This window comes from Rhodobacter capsulatus (assembly GCF_052363175.1).
Lineage (GTDB): Bacteria > Pseudomonadota > Alphaproteobacteria > Rhodobacterales > Rhodobacteraceae > Rhodobacter > Rhodobacter capsulatus_D.
Genome location: NZ_CP198946.1, coordinates 1,475,001 through 1,492,366 on the forward strand (window position 1 = coordinate 1,475,001; position 17,366 = coordinate 1,492,366).

Here is a 17,366-nt window from a genome sequence, read left to right on the forward strand (position 1 = left end):
GTTAGTAGTGGCGAGCGAACGCGGACCAGCCGAGCCGTAAGAACGAGTGGAATGGTCTGGAAAGGCCAGCGATATGGGTGACAGCCCCGTACACGAAGTTTGATCGGACGCATTAAGTAGGGCGGGACACGTGTAATCCTGTCTGAAGATCGGGGGACCACCCTCGAAGGCTAAGTACTCCTTGCTGACCGATAGCGAACCAGTACCGTGAGGGAAAGGTGAAAAGCACCCCGACGAGGGGAGTGAAACAGTTTCTGAAACCGGACGCCTACAAGCAGTCGGAGCTTCCTTGAGAAGTGACGGCGTACCTTTTGTATAATGGGTCAACGACTTGGTCTTACGAGCAAGCTTAAGCCGATAGGTGTAGGCGCAGCGAAAGCGAGTCTTAAAGGGCGACGAGTTCGTGGGATCAGACCCGAAACCAGATGATCTAGCCATGTCCAGGATGAAGGTTGGGTAACACCAACTGGAGGTCCGAACCGACACCCGTTGAAAAGGGTCCGGATGAGGTGTGGCTAGGGGTGAAAGGCCAATCAAATCTGGAGATAGCTGGTTCTCCGCGAAAGCTATTTAGGTAGCGCCTCGGACGAATACCTGCGGGGGTAGAGCACTACATGGATGATGGGGCCCACAGCCTTACTGAGTCTAAGTAAACTCCGAATACCGCAGAGTACTATCCGGGAGACACACGGCGGGTGCTAACGTCCGTCGTGAAGAGGAAACAACCCTGACCAACAGCTAAGGCCCCCAATTCGTGGCTAAGTGGGAAAGCATGTGGGATTTCCAAAACAACCAGGAGGTTGGCTTAGAAGCAGCCATCCTTTAAAGATAGCGTAACAGCTCACTGGTCTAGCTAAGAGATCCTGCGGCGAAGATGTAACGGGGCTCAAGCCACGAGCCGAAGCTTTGGATGTGCAGCAATGCACGTGGTAGCGGAGCGTTCTGTGATATAGCACCTTCCGACTTTAGCTTTCCTTCGGGAAAGTCTTGGTCGGAGCGGTGTTGACTGTGAAGCTTACCTGTGAGGGATCGGTGGAGTGATCAGAAGCGAGAATGTTGACATGAGTAGCGACAAAGAGGGTGAGAGACCCTCTCGCCGAAAGTCCAAGGGTTCCTGCTTAAAGCTAATCTGAGCAGGGTAAGCCGGCCCCTAAGGCGAGGCCGAAAGGCGTAGTCGATGGGAACCAGGTTAATATTCCTGGGCCAGGAGGATGTGACGGATGCTTACTGTTGTTCGACCTTATCGGATTGGTCGGGCAGCTGCGGTGTCCCTGGAAATAGCCCTCCATATGACCGTACCCTAAACCGACACAGGTGGACAGGTAGAGTATACCAAGGCGCTTGAGAGAACCACGTTTAAGGAACTCGGCAAAATGCCTCCGTAAGTTCGCGAGAAGGAGGCCCCATTGATAGGCAACTATCGGTGGGGGGCACAAACTAGGGGGTGGCGACTGTTTACTTAAAACACAGGGCTCTGCGAAGCCGTAAGGCGACGTATAGGGTCTGACGCCTGCCCGGTGCTGGAAGGTTAAAAGGAGGTGCAAGCTCCGAATTGAAGCCCCAGTAAACGGCGGCCGTAACTATAACGGTCCTAAGGTAGCGAAATTCCTTGTCGGGTAAGTTCCGACCTGCACGAATGGCGTAACGATCTCCCCGCTGTCTCAAACGTGGACTCAGCGAAATTGAACTGTGTGTCAAGATGCACACTACCCGCGGTTAGACGGAAAGACCCCATGAACCTTTACTCCAGCTTTGCACTGGCATCAGGATTGTGATGTGCAGGATAGGTGGTAGCCTTTGAAACCGAGACGCCAGTTTCGGTGGAGGCTCCCTTGAGATACCACCCTTCGCACTCTTGATGTCTAACCGCGGCCCGTTATCCGGGTCCGGGACCCTGCATGGTGGGGAGTTTGACTGGGGCGGTCGCCTCCCAAATCGTAACGGAGGCGCGCGAAGGTAGGCTCAGACCGGTCGGAAATCGGTCGTTGAGTGCAATGGCAAAAGCCTGCCTGACTGCAAGACTGACAAGTCGAGCAGAGACGAAAGTCGGTCATAGTGATCCGGTGGTCCCAAGTGGGAGGGCCATCGCTCAACGGATAAAAGGTACTCTGGGGATAACAGGCTGATGATGCCCAAGAGTCCATATCGACGGCATCGTTTGGCACCTCGATGTCGGCTCATCTCATCCTGGGGCTGGAGCAGGTCCCAAGGGTATGGCTGTTCGCCATTTAAAGAGGTACGTGAGCTGGGTTTAGAACGTCGTGAGACAGTTCGGTCCCTATCTGCCGTGGGTGTAGGATACTTGAGAGGAGTTGCCCCTAGTACGAGAGGACCGGGGTGAACGTTCCACTGGTGGACCAGTTATCGTGCCAACGGTAGTGCTGGGTAGCTATGAACGGACAGGATAAACGCTGAAGGCATCTAAGCGTGAAGCCCCCCTCAAAACCAGGTATCCCTTGAGGGCCGTGGAAGACCACCACGTCGATAGGCCGGAGATGTAAGTGCAGCAATGCATTCAGTTGACCGGTACTAATTGCCCGATTGGCTTGATTTGATCCAGTAGCAGCAAGGCTCATGATCAAAAGCAAGTATACACGAGGTTAGTAAGAAGAACGCTCCGCGCCGCGCAATGCCGGAGGCCGCAGTCGCGGCAGGTGCGCTTCTGATGTGAAACTTGACTTGGACAGATGGCTTCTTCCTCGGTTTGGTGGTCATAGCGTTGGCTAAACACCCGATCCCATCCCGAACTCGGCCGTTAAGGGCCAACACGCCGATGGTACTGCGTCTCAAGACGTGGGAGAGTAGGTCACCGCCAAACCTAGAAAGAAGCCATGTTCTCTCATACTCGATGACAAATACTCCCGATCGCAAAATATCGCCCTCGGGGAAATGGCGCGGGGTGGAGCAGCCCGGTAGCTCGTCAGGCTCATAACCTGAAGGCCGCAGGTTCAAATCCTGCCCCCCGCAACCACCGTCACTTGCCGCAAGCCCACGCCAACCGCGTGGGTTTTTGTGTTTTGGGCCGCACGGTTCGCCAAACCCCCGCCGCACAACGACAAAATCGAGCCCAGCTCCCCCGAAAAGCTCCACAACATGCCCGTTCGCCGCATCCGCATCGGGCCTCAGCACGATCTTCTCGATCAACCCACGCAGGATCTCCACCGCCTCCGGCCTGCTCTCCGCATCGTTCAGCGCCGCCGCCAGATCCGAAACCTTCGCCGCATAAACATCCGCGATGCCCGGATGCAGGATCACCGGGCTCGGTGCGGGCAGGGCGGCGAGCTTTGCCTCAAGTGCCGCCTTCTGCGTCTCGAGCGCGTCCATCTTCGCCTTCATGCTCGGATGGAACATGCCCTCCGTGATCGCCGTCACGATGTTCTCGATCTCTTTCGTCACCTTCGACAGAGCCCGTTCCGCCTCGACCCGACCGGCCTCGCCCTCGCGCCGATCCGTCTCCATCTCCCGGTGAAATTCCGCGATGAACTCCGCGATCAGGTCGGGATGCATCAGGTGGTGTTTGAGGCCCCCCAGAACCCGCGCCTCGACATCGCTCCGCTTGATCGTCTTGCGGTTCAGGCAGGTCTTGCGATCCCGTGCCGCCGCGCAGCCATACCGGCTGTCGCTGATCATCACATAGTTCGCGCCACAGCAGCCGCATTTGAGCAGCCCCGACAGCAAATATCTGGCATCCGTCGCCTTCTCGTTCCCGCGCACACCCGGGTTCTTCCGGCGTGCTTCGAAAATGTCATCCCGCTTGCCCTGTTGGCGCGCCTTCACCCGCTCCCAAAGATCATCCCCGATAATCCGAAGTTCGGGCACCTCCGCGACAAGCCAGTCCTCTTTGGAATTGAGGCGTGCCTGCCTTTTGCCGGTATCCGGATCCTTGATGAAGCGCTGGCGGTTCCAGACCCGAACCCCGATGTAAAGGTCGTTGTTCAGAATCCCGATGCCGCGTTGCCAGTTCCCCGAAATCGTCGAATGCGACCATGTCCCAGGGCCCTTGCCACCGGAACGCGGGGCGGGGATCCCGTCTCGGTTCAAAGCACCCGCGATTGTGCGCGCGCTTTGCCCGCGCGCATAGGCCTCGAAAATCCGCGCTACCACCGCCGCCTCGGTCGGATCGATCACCAGATCCCCCGTCGAAAACGTCCCGTCCGGCAGCGGTTGGCGGTCGAGCCGATAGCCGTAGCTGAGCCCGCCAGCAGACTTGCCCGCCTGAACCCGGCCCTCGAGGCCCCGGTGCGTCTTCTGGGACAGTTGCCGTAGGAAAATCGCGGACATCGTGCCCCCGAGGCCGACATGCAGCTCGGTGATCTCGCCTTCCGCCTTTGTGATGATCTTGATGCCGAGGTAGCCCATGCGCTTGTGCAGCCCTGCGATATGTTCCTGGTCCCGGCTCAGCCGATCGAGGGCTTCAGCCACCAGCACATCAAAGCCGCCTGCCATCGCCGTCTGCTGCATGCGTTGAAAATCCGGGCGCAGGTGAGACGCTCCGCTCATCGCCTCGTCAGCGAAAACCTCGACAACCGTCCAGCCCCGCTCTTCGCACAGTCGCCTGCAAAGCCGAACCTGATCGGGTATCGACGCGGCTGACTGAAGATCCGAAGAATAGCGCGCGTAGATCGCCGCGCGCGGCGCCGCCGTCCGAGTCGTCATGCTCACCTCCATCAGCTGCCATCAATATCGCACGCGCGCGCTTCGCGCGCAGCTTGTCTCGCCAAAAGCCGCGCCAGCGCGAGCAGCGCGGGGGCAGGGGGCGCCTGCTTCACGACGGCATGTCGCGTGGCGTCCCCCGCCGGAGGACCGGCATCGCCGCTCTTCGCCAAACTGATCCGTGCCCGCGACATCGCGAGGTGCTCCCCGCACCGGGCCACCGCCCGATGCGTCAATGATGGTTGATCTCGGTTCCGCCAATGCAGCGGGCTTGAAAGCAACATCGCTGTCAGACATGGCAAAAACGGAGGCAGATGATGGCGTCATTCCCGCGCGCTTCGACAAAGTGTTGTTGGAGATCGTGAACCTGACGCGGGACCGAAACGTTTTGGTCGAAGATCTTCGCGAAGATGACGGGATGCCATCAGAACCGAAAATCTGCCCGCCTTGTGGCAGATGCGGCCGATAAAGCGCCGATAGAGAAAGAGAAAAGAAATAAGCCGGAAAACACAGCCGCCGCAGGCGAGGCGCAAATCGCTCAGGAAAAAGAAAAGAGGAGAAAGGAACGAAAGCGGGGTGCGAAGGAAGAAGAGAAAGGGAAGAGGAAAGAAGGGGCATCGCGGCACACCTCGAAAAGGAGATGAAAAGAGGAAAAGGGAAGCAGGGCCTGTGTCCCGACGTCAGTCTGGGCCGTGTATGAGCAATTCGACCTTTTGCGCAAACGCCCGTACGCTATCGCGAAACGTCGGCCCGGAGAGGATTGCGCGTGGCGCAGAGGGTGGAGTTGGCCGGATGGGGCCGTCGTCCTGCCTTCCGAGCCGATACCAGCCCTCTACCGCTCGAATTGTGCTCGAATCCCAAGCGATATGGACCACCGCGCCGGTCAGAAAGCCAGTCGGCGCGGTCTCGTTCGAGCGGCCCCAGACCCGGGGAACCTGGCCATCTCTCAAGCAGATCCAGTCCTCCAGGATCGGTAACCTGTAAAGCTGTTCGGGGTCGATACCGAGGCTGACATCGCGCAACGCCCCGTCGAGCGCGGCGATCAGATCGGTTATGGGCATGATGCGGCCTCCTCGCAAGTGGAGGCGATCGTCGCGCCTTTTTGTGGGGCCGTCGGCAACAACAGGGCCTGCCGAAGCTCTTCGCCCGTCAACTCCCGCTCCACGACGAGGCGTGCGGCAAGAGCCCGAACCGCTCCGACATGGGGCCGCAGCGTCTCAAGGGCCCGTACCTCCGCAGCCTCCACGCGCGCGCGCACGCGCGAAAACAATTGTGGGGATCGAAGCAGTAGAAGATCGTCTCCGCTTTGCCAAACCGGGCCGGTCTCGCCCAAGCCGAGTTGCGCTTCGATCGCGGCGGCGAGCCGCGTCGCTTGTGCGAGATCCGAACTCGCGTCGCCGCCCGCGCCGGCTGTCACGTCGCCAAAGATCAAACGCTCGGCAGCGCGCCCCGCCATCATCGTCGCGAGTTCGCGTTCAAGATCAGCAAGCAGAGCTTGCGTGGGCGCGCGCGTCCGTTCTGTCAGCCCGCCCGCCCCCGTGATCGCGACGCGCGTAACACGCCCAACGCTGAGCGCCGTCGCTGCGAGCGCGTGCCCCGACTCATGCACCGCCACTCGCCAATCGACCGCAGGATCCGGCGCTTCGCCGGGCGCATGTGCGAGCATATCGTCGATGGTCAGGTCTCGACCCGCGGTGCGCGCGCGGGACCGCCCGGCGCGGACCATCGCGTCGACCGCCGCCGCGCTAGCTCCAGTGCAGCGCCGCGCCAGTTGATCGATCTGGCCGACAGCGAGGTCGGCGTCGAGCGCCGCCGTAAGCATCGTCATCACTGCGCGTCGATCCGGCAGCGGTACCTCAATCGCGCGATCAAACCGACCAGGGCGCCGGATTGCGGGATCAAGCGCATCAGGGTTGTTACACGCTCCCACCAGCAGCACGCCTCCGGATTTGTTGAGTTGGTCGATCTGCTCCAAGAGACCATTGATCACTTGACGACGATAGTTGGCATTTTGCGAGTCCAGATCATCGCGCGAGCCCGCCGAGTCGATCTCGTCGATGAACAGCACGCAGGGACGCGTCGCGATCGCCTCCGCAAAAGTTGTCCGCATAGCCGCGAGCATGTTCCCGAGATGGCCTGCGGCTTGCCACTCGGCAAACGACGCCTGTACAAACCTGACACCGGGCTCAGCGCCAATCGCCCGCGCAAGCCACGTTTTGCCGGTGCCCGGCGGGCCATAGAACAGGAGAGAATGCTCGATCTCGCTCCACCTCGCCACGCCCGATTGCCAAGCGCGAAGGCCGTCAATGAGGCCCCGTGCAGCTTCGACTGCAGGGCTTGGCGAAATCTCCGCGAGCGATGGGCCGCTTTGCGCCTGCGCGCAGGCCGCCGCAAGTCGGCGCGCTGCGGCGACAGGATCGCCGACGCGCAGGGCGTGCAAAATGACGGCATCGGGCAGGCCCGCGAGATGGCCGTCAGGCGGCAGGACTGCCACAGCTTCTGCGAGATGCTCGGGCGCAAGATCGGGCACCGTCGCGCGCCAGAACGCCGCGAGGATATCCGCCGAAATCGGCGCAATCTGGATCCGCGACGGCGCGCAGGCCGAGATCGATGGATCAAGCGCGACTCCGGCGGGAAGCGCAAGAACGATCGGCTCGGGATGGATGAGTGCCGAGCGGATCGTCTCCGCAAACCGTTCGGCATCCGCTGCCGAGAGCGGCGGGCGGCTCGACGCCTCAGGACGAAGCAGGCGATGGTTCGCGCAGGCGCCAGCGGCGAAAACTTCGCTGGAGGCGGGCAGCACATGATCGGTCAGGAGGCCCATAGTGTCGCGCATCTGCTCCCACGCGATCCGCTCGATTACCGTCAATCCGGCGGGCGCCGACATCGCGCCCAGCCGATCAAGGGTGCCGATGCCGGCCGCGAGCCGCAAAAGCAGCAACCTCGCGCGCAGGCCCATCTGCGGTCGGACAGGCCGGGGCGTAGCCGCTTTGGGGGCCGAGGTGGGCGGCTGGTCGATCCAGGCATCCAACTCCTCCCGCGTCATGTTGCGAGGGTCACTTTGCGCTTCAATCGCATCGTGCAGCTTGTCCGCCGCTGCTGGTTCTGTCGGTTCAGGCGGGGCGACGGGCGCATCGATCCGCGCAAAAATAGCATCGGCGACCGCGTGCCATGGCGCAAGTTGTTGAACATCAGGGGGAATCATTGCGGCCTCCATCGGCAAAAAGAGAGGGTGCCCGGCGGTCGCCCGCCGGGAAAAATCGGTTTAAATGTGAGAGACTTAGGCCGCGTAACGACGCGCCGTCGCGTCGAGTAAGTCGTGGATCAACCCCGACGCCGCCGGGTAGTAGATCTCCGATTTAACGCGCAAATAGCCCTCGTAGAGGTCCCGCGGCACCACGGCGATCGGCAAAGTGTGCCGCACGATCGCATGCAGCCGCCGCTCCGCCCGTTGTGCATCAAGCCCCGAGGGCATGGGTACCACCCGGCGCACGATACCTTGAACATCGGGGGCAGCAAGCAGCTGGTGATCCAACCGGCTCGCCGGATCGCGGGAATGACCGAGCTTGATCACGTCGGTTCCACCGGGCAGGGTAATCCCCATCAGGTAAACTGCATTCGGGGCTTTCAGCCAAGACACACCGCAGCCGTGACAGGTTACGCGCCCCGTCACCATATTGATCCGCGCAATCTGCTGTTCGTGACCGCAGCCAACATGGCGATAGATCCTGTAGTTTGTGTTACCGTGCGGATCTGGTCCGATCAGTTCCCACCCGCGTTTTATCGCGGTTTGCGCATCATGCTGCATGAGGCACGTCTCGCAGCGCAAGCTTTGCGGCCCCGACGCGACCTTGGCAACGCGATGGATCTGTCGCCGCACCTCATGCCCGCACGAGGCAAGGTAATATGCGTAATGCCGGTCAGCTGGGTCTCGCCGCAGCCACGTTAGCTCTGCTTGCTCAGCATTGCCTTCACGTCCACGGGTGAGGCAGTGCGGACAGAGCGGTTGATAACCGAGGACAACAGAAACGCGGGAAACCCAAATGCCACCGCAAGTATCACACCGAAGCGCTACGTGAAGGCGATCGACAACACGCGCGACGATCGTCGCCCCCCGCGACCGGGCGGCCAACTGCCAGTGCGGATGAACCTCGCCCGGGTGGCGCGGAATACGAACACCGTCGATTACGACAGGCTCCTCGGAAAACTCGGAAATCGGATGGGTCATGAGCACCCCCTCATCAAATCGCAGATCGTCTTTGACGAAGCTCCTAGCTATGCAGGGAACTCTCGTCGGCTTCAAAACGCCCAAGGGAAATCAGAAGGCAGGAACCGGAAACTCGCTGTCGTGATCGATGACCTCGAATTCAGGTTGGAATTCCCCGAGCGTCATCAGCGCAAGCAGATGATGGCGGAACATTTGCAGCTGGATTGTCGCGTGCTGCGCGCCCTGGTCGCGCCCTTCGACGCGATAAAGCCACGGCAGGTCGCGCATCGCACCGTGGATGCGGGAATAAACGACAGGGTCATCAGTCCGCAGCGCAGCCGAGAACAGCAGAGCGGTACGCCGCAAGTGCAAATCGCTTTGAACTTGCGGCTTCGCATCGATCACGGCATCCAGGGCATTGATCACCTCGCGCCGGGCACCCTCGGCCGCCGAAATCCACGCATCGCATGCCAAGTCGTGAGCATCGATGCCATCAAGATCGCGCTCGGCTTCGTAATAGTCTGGGAGAGCCCCGAGCAGAGCGGAAAACGCCTCGCCGCAGGGGGTGAGCGCGGACGAAAAATGGGGTTCCGACACATTGATGCCAATGATATTAGACGAGGTAGCCATTCGTGTCTCCTTTGCAGATCGAGCGGTTAGAGTAGGGGCGAGGGGTAGGAGCCTTGCCTCTGCTCGTAATATTTGGTACCAAAAAACCAATGTGTCAGCCGGGGGCGCCATGGAAAACGAAAAAAAAATGCCCGGGCGCCCGAAAACCGATACAGAGGCTGTGAACCTGCGGCTGCCGAGCGAACTCATTCGGCAGATAGACGACCGCCGGAGAACGCAAATTGATATGCCGACGCGTCCCGAGATGATAAGGCGCGCGCTTATTGAATGGTTGGAGATGACCAAGTAGGTCGATAGGCTGAACTAACCTCACGGTTTATGTGTTCGTATGGCATTTCGGTCGCGAAACTGCTGAATATCTTTCGTATCTTGGTGACATGCCGAACGGTGAGAGCCGACAATGTGGCCGTTGTCGTCGCTTATGCGAGGACCGGAAGACTTTCTGTTGCGGGCGCAGCGTTTCGTCTGCGGAAAATGGAGAAAGCGGCCATCCGCAGCTCGCGCGCGGATCGACACAATGCGCAGGCAACGGCCCCGTTGTCCATGATTGCGCGTCGCGCATGATCGACGTGATCGGCCCTTTGCCGCCGGTCGGCCCTCCCGGCGCATGCCGCCAAACCAGCCGTTCAGGCACGGCGCAGCGATAAGCGGTCGCAGCCCATTCCGGCCAGCTTTGGGGGGGGGGGGGGGCGACGTGGGGTGCAACATTCGCACGAGAGAGTGAAGTCGTGTCATCCGCGATGCCCGGCTTCCCATTGCAGACCGAGCGCATAGGCCCCTGCGGCCGCGACGAGCGCTCCGACAGGGCGAGGATGGTCCGACCGTTTCGCAAAGCTGACGATCATCTATGACACCGCGCCCCTGCGCGGCGACTTCGAGGCGCTCAAACGCGGGTGACCGATGTGCGGACCGGGAGGGGGGGGGGCGCAAGGCTGGCACCTCCGGCCCTTGGGGGCAAGGTCGAAAGGCGCGCGATAGCGGCCCTGGCGTCAAGCCTTTGCCCCCCCCCAGGGATGGATGTTCCCGCACGTCGAAAGCCGGGCCCGCGCCGCTGCGGCGCAACGGCGCTCTCCTTCTGGATTCAGCTTCCGGCTGAAACCCGGTCAGACCCCTCGCAAAGAGATTGTTTTGAAAACCCCAAAAGACTCGTTGCAAAATCTGCAAAATCCGCTAGGAAGGCGCCAGCGAAGTTTTTCTCGACCGCACCCTGTCTCCTTCATCGGCTTCAGTCTGCTCTCTCGTCTGACCAAGCCGAGCTGTCGCATTCTGCGGGCAGCGTTTCCTGAAGGAGTGAACACGATGGCCAATGGCACCGTGAAATGGTTCAACGCAACCAAAGGTTTTGGCTTTATCGCCCCGGCGAGCGGCAACAAGGACGTTTTCGTTCATGTGACCGCGCTGGAACGTGCGGGCATCCGCGGCCTCAATGATGGCCAAGCTGTCTCGTTTGATCTCGAGCGTGACCGTAATGGCCGCGAGTCGGCGACGAATCTCGTCCTCGCCTGAGGGTCAGGCAAACAGAAAGCGGGATCGGTCCGACGCTGGACCCGCTTTCCTGGCAACGTCGGAGATGCGATCCGCATCTCCCGTTTGCCGCTCAAGAAAGACATACGGTTGATTGAAATTACCTGGGGGAAACCCCTTTCCTTTGTCATGTCTCCGGATGGGGACGTGCAGAAATTCAGCACGATCGAACAAGTGAAATACTGGTTGCTGAAAAGATGGCCGATTGCCGATGAGGCGCGGTTGACGGCCCTGAAGCAGGTCGAAGCCGCCATGGACTGTCTGGTTCCTGTGGGTGTGGCGCGGCGTGCCTTTACCGCTGCGGCGCGATCGGCCGGTTTCGTGCCGGAAGACCTTGTCGGGTACACGGCCCGGCGCGCGATCGAACATCCCGTCGGCTGCGCGTAACCTTTGCGCCGAGCGGGCCAGAAATCCCGCGCCGCACAGGTTCGTTTTTCAGCGTCCGAATACTGTGGTGCCGGTGGGAGAAATCGTCCTTCCGGGCCGGGTTGAAGCTTTCTCGACATCGGAGGTCCTCATGTCTGGTCAAATGAGCAAGGCGCGGCAGCTTGCGGAAATCGCCTTCAACAAGACGCAATCGCAATTTCTGGAGCGCACACGCGCGCTGCAGGAACAGGATACGGAAATCTCCGAACGTGCCGCCAAAACCCTGCGGCTGAGAACGGAACGTCTCGAAAGAGAACAGGCCGGAAAGGCCATTGCCCTTCTGCGCACCAAAAACACCGCATGACCCCGACCGGCTGATCCGGATCGGCGTCATCCCCGCCAAAGGACATCGAATGTTGAGACCCAAAGACTACGCGGATCGCAGAAGCGATGCGATCACTGCCAAAGCGGCGCTGCTGGAGAAATTCAAATGCGCGACGACCGCGCCTGATCTGGCCGAAAAGCTGGCGGCACGTGCCGAGGTGGCACGGCTGCGCGACGCACGGCACGCCGCGCGCGACGCGGAGAAGCTGAAAGCGCAAGAGAGTGCCGCCGCCGAAGCCGCCGCGATTGCCGAGGCAGAGGCGCAGCGCAAAGCCGCCGAAGCCGCAACCCTCGCGGCGGGAAAACTGGCGCAAGCGCGCCGTATCGCGCTGGTGCTCTCCGATGATGCTGCCCGCAAGGCTGCCCGGGACCTGCGCTATGCCAAGCGCAAGGCGGCGCAACGGGTCGCCTGAGCCCAACCATCGGCGCGGCTTGCGGCTCGATCTTGTCGCAATTGCGCAACGCCGGGGATCCGCGCCCAAGACCTTGCTCTTGAGGGCCGCGCGCACCATCAGCGGCGATCGCGCGGCACGTCCGGGCTGCCGAGATGTCGAGCCGTTGGCATGAGCCGCAAAGACTGGCCGGGCATCCGCTCCGGCCCAACCGGCCCGACAGGGCCCAAAAGGGAGACATTCCATGCCCAAGGGCAAGAGCCATTCGAACCGCGAAGCGAAGAAACCGAAGCAGCCGAAGAAACCGGCCGATCTGTTCGCCAAGGGCCTGCAGCCCGGTATGGGCGAGAAAAAGAAGCCCTGAGCCACGCGCAGATCGGCGTCGGCGCGTGGCCGGGATGACGAGCGCGCCCACACCCCAAGGTGGTGGCCTGCGAAACCGCTCATATCCGGATTGCTTTGAAAACCCCCAAAGAATCCTTGCAAATTTTGCAAATTCAGCTATTGAAGTAGGTGCGAAGTTTCTCTGACCGCACCCTGTCTCCTTCATCGGCTTCAGTCTGCCCTTAGTCCTGACCAAGCCGAGCTGCCGCATCCTGCGGGCAGCATTCCCCTGTAGGAGTGATCACGATGGCCAATGGCACCGTGAAGTTTTTCAACCAGAATAAAGGTTTCGGTTTCATCGAGCCGGAAGGTGGCGAACAGGACGTGTTCGTTCATGTCTCGGCGCTGGAACGCGCCGGCATCTCGCGGCTGGCCGATGGCGCCAAGGTGACCTTCCAGATCGAGTCCGGCCGTGACGGCCGCAAATCGGCCTGCGATCTGGCGCTGGCCTGATCTGGCAGGCGCCCCTTTGGGGATAAGCACATGTCCATGACACGCACGACACCCTCTCCCGGATTGTTCCGGGAGATCCCCCGCCCGCCGCAGACCTATTTCGAAATGACTGCCGCGGCCGCGAAACTGATCGTCCAGACGGATGCCGCCACACGGGCAGATCGCACCGCCACGCTCAAGGCGGCCCGCCTTGCCCGCGATGGCAAGGCCCTGCCAGCAAAGGCCAAGGCGCCGTCCCGGTGATCGACCTTGCCGCCCCCCGCATCCCCGGGCGCGGCGGAAAGATCCTCATGACCAAGACACCCATGGCCCCAGGCGCTACGCCTCTCGCCAACTTCGCCGCAAGCCGTCCGGTTCAGACCGGATTGGGGTGGCAGGACTTCTTCGAACGTCTCGGAAATGGCACATTGCCCCAGCCTGTGCCCGGTCGCGCCCCGTTCGCCTCTGCGCCCGAGCCGTCGGAACCCCCAATTCCCGGTGTTGACATGGAGGTCGTCCGGCCGCGTTCTGCGGTCAGCGGCCATCGGTCAAACTGCGCACCGGGAGGAGAAGCGGCGAGGGCTTTCCTCGCCGCTTCCGCCTCTCAACACCACGGCAAGGAGCCGCAACATGGGCTATTCCACCCCGAAGAAACAGCTTGATCTCACTGAATTTCTTGCCCAGCCGGCAAGCAAGACGCAGATCCGTCGCGGCATCTCGTTCCGCAGGCCCGGTGCGCGCGCCAGCGGCAGCACGATCGCGGCGTCTTCCCCCCTGCCTGCGAAAGACGACACGCCGCAGAGCTGAGACGGCGCAGCCCCGCCTGCGGTCTGGTCCGCTTCGAACCGGGATGCTTTGGAGAGGGGCGGCTGTTGGCCCCCTGATGCATGCCCGGTGCCGGGTTCCGCAGGCTCAGCCATGACACGCCCGGCCATCCGCTCGCGCGGGGAAACCGGTTTCGTCACATCGGTGTCGGCGCCCGGTTCGGGTCCGACTGCGTGGACGCCGTGGCGCAGGTCATGCGCGAGACACCGACATCGACCGTCAGGCCTGCTGGTTCTCCCCCCGTTCCATGGTAGCTGCCACTGACCGGCGAGACTTGCGAGATGCGCCTTGCGACCGCAACGGGGATCAGATTGGCGGAGCCTACGGTGCGATTGGTCGGATCGAAGGCGATCCAACCTGCCCCCGGAACAAAGACTTCGACCCAGGCATGCGTGGAACCCGGGGTTGCAAAGGCCGAAGAGGCGCCCTGCGGCTCGTAGAGATACCCCGATACCAGACGCGCCCCGAACCCGAGCGTTCGCACGGCTTCAGCCATCAGGACGGCCAGATCCCGGCACGACCCCCAGCCCCTGTCGAGTGTCTCGAGCGGTCCCTGAGTGCCCTCTGTCTCGCGGCTCTGATAGGAAATCGCTGTTGCAACGCCGTTGGCTATGTCCTTGAGCAAGGACAGCGTGTCGGTGGGGGCGCTCATGACGAACCCGGCGACCCAGGCAGAAAGCCGCCCGGAAGGATCGGCATATTGCGGCTCCAGCAACGCCCCGAGGTCGGCGCGATCATCGGGGGCGTAGGCGAAGGGCCAGGAGAGCGCCTCTGCCGCGATCGCGAAAACCGGCCAGACCGGGGCGCTCAGATCGACGAGCGTCCGAGAGCGGATCGAGAGCCTGTCCGCCGCCTGGGCGAAACGGGCCTCGGCGATGGCGTTGCCGGAGACATCATGCGACCAGGTGAGCTCCGCCGCGGGCGAAAGCTCGAGATCGAAGCTGACGAGGTGCAGGTCACGGGTTTCTCGCGGACGCAGCATCAGCCTGTGAGGGCCGAGCGAAACCGTGCTCCGGTAGTGATAAGTCGTTGCATGATCGATCATCAATCGCGTCATCTTGCACTCACCCGCGCCGGAGATCGAGGGTCTGGGTCGAGGCTGTCCAGCCTTTCCTGCTCTTGCAGCGGCGACAGATCCGCTCGCTGAACCCCTCGCTCCAGAAGCGTTGCCTGCAACTCATGCAGACCCGCTCCGCCGGAACATCGCGGCTGGCTTTGAGCGGGATCACATGCACGTCCTGTGGCATGATGCGCTCGGCGCGCTGACACGCTTTTCCGGTCATTCGCCGATACCGGGTCGCCGGGATCCGGAACGCGGCGACATGCGCCCGAAGTAGGCTGCCGCAGCATGTGGTGCTTCTGCGGTGGTCGAAGGGCTTGCCCGAAGCACCGCGCCGAAATGCCGGGCATGTCGGTCTTCCCTTTGTTCCCGATCCGCGCGCATCCTCCGGCACGCCCCCTGATCGGCCAGAAAGGCATCGAGGACATCGTCCCCCCGGGTCTGTCCCGCGTCCGTGTCCAGAGCCCTCGCGCGCTCGAAGATGACGAGCGGAACGCACAGAATGCGCGCCAGGCCGGGATGTGCGGCGCGCGGGTGCAGCCGGACGACAACGGTTGCGCCGGAGGGGCCGACCGGCCCGATCAGATCCGGAAGGCCCGGTTCGATTTCGTAATCTCCGGCCGGAAGCGTTTCCGCGAACCCCTCAAGGGCGAAGGGATTACGGAAAACGACGGTCGTTTTGCACGGGATTGTCATATTGGCACTCCAGGCTTGAAGAGGGGCACGGCCGCGCGAATGCGCTGCCGCAGGATTCCGAAACGTCGATCCGGCTCAGAGCGGGGCGCTGCCCTGCGCTTCGCGGGTCCAGACCCGGAACCCGGTCATCTTGTTGGGGCCGAAGGTCTGGGTCAGGGGCACATCCGCCGCGTCGCGCCCTCGGGCCACAAGGATCCTTGCCTTGCGCCGGGCGTTGTTTCGCGGATCGAAAACCCACCATTGATTGTCGAGGAAGACTTCCATCCAGGCGGCGAAATCACCTGGCGGGTGCGGTTCGGGCTCGCCGATGTCGCTCAGGTAGCCTGTGCAATAGCGCGCCGGAATGTTCATGCACCTGCAAAAGGTGATGGCAAGGTGGGTGAAGTCGCGGCAAACGCCATGCCCGGCGAGAAGGGTTTGCGACGCCGTGCGCGTCGCATCTGCTTTCATGTAGTCGAAACGGACGTTGGCATTGACGAAATCGCAGATCGCCTGAACCCGCGCCCAGCCGGGCTCGGTGGTCTCGAAACGCTTCCAGGCGTCTTCAGAGAGAAGATCGGTGTCACAGTAACGGCTGCCGAGCAGATAGACGAGCGTCTCGAACGGCAGATCCTGCACGTCATGCTGCCTTGCGTGCGGGGCAACCGGATCGAGCGCTCCGGTATCGCGGAACACGCCATCCGTCGAGAGGAGGAAACGGCTGGCCGGGGCGAGCATGCGCGTACACCAATTGCCGAAAGCGTCGCGATAGCTTTCCAGGGGAACGCTCGGAGAGGTCACGAGATAGTCGGCGCGCTCCAGATCGCTGAAACGGGAATAGTGAACATTCAAGATCGCAAGCAAGGGCGTTGGCTGAACGAATTCGTAGTCAAGGCTGCATCCGATATGTACGCGCATGAAAGTGTTTCCTTCAGGTGAAGCTGTGGATGAGAGGGCTATTCCCCCGGGCGCACATCCGCCCTTGGTCGCATGAAAGCCGCTGTCGCAGCGCCAGGCATTGCCCTCACGGTCGAGATGCGCCTGTGCCGGCACATCGATTTCGACACATGTTCCGTTCCGATCTGCAAACCCCCGCAAGCACCGCCATCCCGGTCCGTAGCCGCGCGGATCAAGAACGGCGTTTGCGGGAACGGTGACCGCCTCGCAGCGCCCCTGAGTCTCGACATACCCCCCGTTCGCAGGCCCAATCCGGACCGTAGGCACTGTTGGTAAGATAGCCGTTTTCCGGCACGACGATTGGGAGGCAGGCATTTTTTTCTGCCTTGAAGCCGCGCTCGCAAGCCCAACCTGGCCCGGTCGCGTCGTCGACCAGATAGGCGTGTTCGGGCAGGGTGATCTCGACGCAGGCTTCCCGCTCTTTTCTGTAACCGCGCTCGCACTGCCAGCCGTAGCCGGACGATTGAAGAAAGGCGTGTTCCGGAATCGCGATTGGCTCGCATCGCGCGCGCGCCACTTCCTCAAAGCCGCGCAGGCAGGCCCAGCCGGTCCCGTAAGAGCGCCCCGTGGCATAGGCATGGTCTGGAAGCGGGATTGCAAGGCAGGCGCCTTCCTGCAGGCGATAGCCGATCTCGCAATCCCACCCGCTGCCATAACTGCTCTTTTGTGCATGTTCCGGCGGTGTGCCGGTCCCATCCTGCGCGCAAACCGGTGCCGCCATCGACGCGGTGCCGATGGCGAGAACGGCTGCCGCAAGCGCGGCGCGGCCGGGGACGGGGAAGAAAACGGGGCTCGGGTTCATCTGGTTCTCTCCGGCCATTGGCCGCTGCGGTGGGGTTGGCCGCTTCGAGGGCGCGGCATCCCCCGCCCCGAAGCG

17 protein-coding genes, 1 tRNA gene, 2 rRNA genes and 1 pseudogene (1 of these 21 only partly in view) are annotated in these 17,366 nt (G+C 61.9%); 12 read left to right on the forward strand and 9 right to left on the reverse strand.

All coding sequences use genetic code 11. The features are described from left to right. The 3 genes from ACTTAI_RS08195 to ACTTAI_RS08205 all read left to right on the forward strand — a co-directional run. Nucleotides 1–2,554 (forward strand): 23S ribosomal RNA (locus tag ACTTAI_RS08195); it begins 271 nt to the left of the window's first position. A gap of 149 nt (nucleotides 2,555–2,703) precedes the next feature. Then, nucleotides 2,704–2,818 (forward strand): 5S ribosomal RNA (gene rrf / locus ACTTAI_RS08200). Nucleotides 2,819–2,893: 75 nt separating this feature from the next. After that, nucleotides 2,894–2,971 (forward strand) — tRNA-Met (locus ACTTAI_RS08205). Between the two features lie 608 nt (nucleotides 2,972–3,579). Here the strand turns inward: ACTTAI_RS08205 and ACTTAI_RS08210 are convergent. Continuing rightward, a pseudogene (locus ACTTAI_RS08210) lies at nucleotides 3,580–4,668 on the reverse strand (recombinase family protein); the annotation flags it as partial. Nucleotides 4,669–4,888: 220 nt separating this feature from the next. On the opposite strand from ACTTAI_RS08210, the gene ACTTAI_RS08215 reads away from it, so the two are divergent. Further along, nucleotides 4,889–5,122 carry a hypothetical protein gene (locus ACTTAI_RS08215; protein ID WP_444455251.1) on the forward strand — a complete coding sequence of 78 codons (234 nt, stop codon included), beginning with the start codon at nucleotides 4,889–4,891 and terminating at the stop codon, nucleotides 5,120–5,122. Between the two features lie 211 nt (nucleotides 5,123–5,333). Here the strand turns inward: ACTTAI_RS08215 and ACTTAI_RS08220 are convergent, their stop codons facing one another. The 4 genes from ACTTAI_RS08220 to ACTTAI_RS08235 form a co-directional block, all read right to left on the reverse strand. Beyond that, nucleotides 5,334–5,714, reverse strand: coding sequence for a hypothetical protein (locus ACTTAI_RS08220; RefSeq protein ID WP_023917277.1), 381 nt, complete (start codon nucleotides 5,712–5,714; stop codon nucleotides 5,334–5,336). Continuing rightward, nucleotides 5,705–7,858 (reverse strand): AAA family ATPase, encoded by a 2,154-nt coding sequence (locus tag ACTTAI_RS08225; protein ID WP_444455252.1) that lies wholly within the window; start codon nucleotides 7,856–7,858, stop codon nucleotides 5,705–5,707. Before ACTTAI_RS08225 ends, ACTTAI_RS08220 begins: the two co-directional genes overlap by 10 nt. A 75-nt stretch (nucleotides 7,859–7,933) precedes the next feature. Then, nucleotides 7,934–8,881: a GIY-YIG nuclease family protein gene (locus tag ACTTAI_RS08230; protein WP_444455253.1), complete on the reverse strand. Its 948-nt coding sequence runs from the start codon at nucleotides 8,879–8,881 to the stop codon at nucleotides 7,934–7,936. 90 nt (nucleotides 8,882–8,971) lie between these two features. Then, on the reverse strand, nucleotides 8,972–9,490 hold the full coding sequence (locus tag ACTTAI_RS08235) for a hypothetical protein (protein ID WP_444455254.1): 519 nt from the start codon (nucleotides 9,488–9,490) through the stop codon (nucleotides 8,972–8,974). A 109-nt stretch (nucleotides 9,491–9,599) separates the two neighbouring features. On the opposite strand from ACTTAI_RS08235, the gene ACTTAI_RS08240 reads away from it, so the two are divergent. The 8 genes from ACTTAI_RS08240 to ACTTAI_RS08275 all read left to right on the forward strand — a co-directional run bounded on the left by ACTTAI_RS08240 (nucleotide 9,600) and on the right by ACTTAI_RS08275 (nucleotide 13,779). Further along, nucleotides 9,600–9,779, forward strand: a complete 180-nt coding sequence (locus ACTTAI_RS08240) for a ribbon-helix-helix protein, CopG family (RefSeq protein ID WP_444455255.1) — start codon at nucleotides 9,600–9,602, stop codon at nucleotides 9,777–9,779. A 1,010-nt stretch (nucleotides 9,780–10,789) separates the two neighbouring features. Then, the gene (locus ACTTAI_RS08245) at nucleotides 10,790–10,996 is read left to right on the forward strand and encodes a cold-shock protein (RefSeq protein WP_444455714.1); all 207 of its coding nucleotides are present in this window, start codon (nucleotides 10,790–10,792) and stop codon (nucleotides 10,994–10,996) included. Between the two features lie 108 nt (nucleotides 10,997–11,104). Continuing rightward, on the forward strand, nucleotides 11,105–11,401 hold the full coding sequence (locus ACTTAI_RS08250; protein WP_444455256.1) for a DUF982 domain-containing protein: 297 nt from the start codon (nucleotides 11,105–11,107) through the stop codon (nucleotides 11,399–11,401). 67 nt (nucleotides 11,402–11,468) lie between these two features. Beyond that, nucleotides 11,469–11,744 carry a hypothetical protein gene (locus ACTTAI_RS08255; RefSeq protein ID WP_444455257.1) on the forward strand — a complete coding sequence of 92 codons (276 nt, stop codon included), beginning with the start codon at nucleotides 11,469–11,471 and terminating at the stop codon, nucleotides 11,742–11,744. Nucleotides 11,745–11,793: 49 nt separating this feature from the next. Beyond that, nucleotides 11,794–12,177, forward strand: coding sequence for a DUF6481 family protein (locus ACTTAI_RS08260; protein ID WP_444455258.1), 384 nt, complete (start codon nucleotides 11,794–11,796; stop codon nucleotides 12,175–12,177). 609 nt (nucleotides 12,178–12,786) lie between these two features. Continuing rightward, entirely contained in the window at nucleotides 12,787–12,993 is a 207-nt protein-coding gene (locus ACTTAI_RS08265) for a cold-shock protein (protein WP_444455259.1), read from the forward strand. Between the two features lie 30 nt (nucleotides 12,994–13,023). Then, a complete protein-coding gene (locus tag ACTTAI_RS08270; RefSeq protein ID WP_444455260.1) occupies nucleotides 13,024–13,236 on the forward strand; it encodes a hypothetical protein in 213 nt (70 codons plus the stop codon). 366 nt (nucleotides 13,237–13,602) lie between these two features. Then, nucleotides 13,603–13,779: a hypothetical protein gene (locus tag ACTTAI_RS08275; RefSeq protein ID WP_444455261.1), complete on the forward strand. Its 177-nt coding sequence runs from the start codon at nucleotides 13,603–13,605 to the stop codon at nucleotides 13,777–13,779. Nucleotides 13,780–13,933: 154 nt separating this feature from the next. On the opposite strand, the gene ACTTAI_RS08280 is transcribed toward ACTTAI_RS08275, so the two are convergent. From ACTTAI_RS08280 to ACTTAI_RS08295, 4 genes are all read right to left on the reverse strand, one after another. After that, nucleotides 13,934–14,842: a transglutaminase family protein gene (locus tag ACTTAI_RS08280; RefSeq protein ID WP_444455262.1), complete on the reverse strand. Its 909-nt coding sequence runs from the start codon at nucleotides 14,840–14,842 to the stop codon at nucleotides 13,934–13,936. A 234-nt stretch (nucleotides 14,843–15,076) separates the two neighbouring features. Beyond that, entirely contained in the window at nucleotides 15,077–15,553 is a 477-nt protein-coding gene (locus ACTTAI_RS08285; RefSeq protein ID WP_444455263.1) for a hypothetical protein, read from the reverse strand. A gap of 75 nt (nucleotides 15,554–15,628) precedes the next feature. Further along, nucleotides 15,629–16,450, reverse strand: a complete 822-nt coding sequence (locus ACTTAI_RS08290; protein ID WP_444455264.1) for a transglutaminase-like domain-containing protein — start codon at nucleotides 16,448–16,450, stop codon at nucleotides 15,629–15,631. 211 nt (nucleotides 16,451–16,661) lie between these two features. Next, nucleotides 16,662–17,291 (reverse strand): hypothetical protein, encoded by a 630-nt coding sequence (locus tag ACTTAI_RS08295; RefSeq protein ID WP_444455265.1) that lies wholly within the window; start codon nucleotides 17,289–17,291, stop codon nucleotides 16,662–16,664. Nucleotides 17,292–17,366: the final 75 nt, after the last annotated feature.

Coding starts and splice junctions, on each gene's coding strand:
- ACTTAI_RS08215 (WP_444455251.1), top strand. CDS start 4,889: ATGATGGTTGATCTCGGTTCCGCCAATGCAGCGGGCTTGAAAGCAACA.
- ACTTAI_RS08220 (WP_023917277.1), bottom strand. CDS start 5,714: ATGCCCATAACCGATCTGATCGCCGCGCTCGACGGGGCGTTGCGCGAT.
- ACTTAI_RS08225 (WP_444455252.1), bottom strand. CDS start 7,858: ATGATTCCCCCTGATGTTCAACAACTTGCGCCATGGCACGCGGTCGCC.
- ACTTAI_RS08230 (WP_444455253.1), bottom strand. CDS start 8,881: ATGACCCATCCGATTTCCGAGTTTTCCGAGGAGCCTGTCGTAATCGAC.
- ACTTAI_RS08235 (WP_444455254.1), bottom strand. CDS start 9,490: ATGGCTACCTCGTCTAATATCATTGGCATCAATGTGTCGGAACCCCAT.
- ACTTAI_RS08240 (WP_444455255.1), top strand. CDS start 9,600: ATGGAAAACGAAAAAAAAATGCCCGGGCGCCCGAAAACCGATACAGAG.
- ACTTAI_RS08245 (WP_444455714.1), top strand. CDS start 10,790: ATGGCCAATGGCACCGTGAAATGGTTCAACGCAACCAAAGGTTTTGGC.
- ACTTAI_RS08260 (WP_444455258.1), top strand. CDS start 11,794: ATGTTGAGACCCAAAGACTACGCGGATCGCAGAAGCGATGCGATCACT.
- ACTTAI_RS08265 (WP_444455259.1), top strand. CDS start 12,787: ATGGCCAATGGCACCGTGAAGTTTTTCAACCAGAATAAAGGTTTCGGT.
- ACTTAI_RS08270 (WP_444455260.1), top strand. CDS start 13,024: ATGTCCATGACACGCACGACACCCTCTCCCGGATTGTTCCGGGAGATC.
- ACTTAI_RS08275 (WP_444455261.1), top strand. CDS start 13,603: ATGGGCTATTCCACCCCGAAGAAACAGCTTGATCTCACTGAATTTCTT.
- ACTTAI_RS08280 (WP_444455262.1), bottom strand. CDS start 14,842: ATGATCGATCATGCAACGACTTATCACTACCGGAGCACGGTTTCGCTC.
- ACTTAI_RS08285 (WP_444455263.1), bottom strand. CDS start 15,553: ATGACAATCCCGTGCAAAACGACCGTCGTTTTCCGTAATCCCTTCGCC.
- ACTTAI_RS08290 (WP_444455264.1), bottom strand. CDS start 16,450: ATGCGCGTACATATCGGATGCAGCCTTGACTACGAATTCGTTCAGCCA.
- ACTTAI_RS08295 (WP_444455265.1), bottom strand. CDS start 17,291: ATGAACCCGAGCCCCGTTTTCTTCCCCGTCCCCGGCCGCGCCGCGCTT.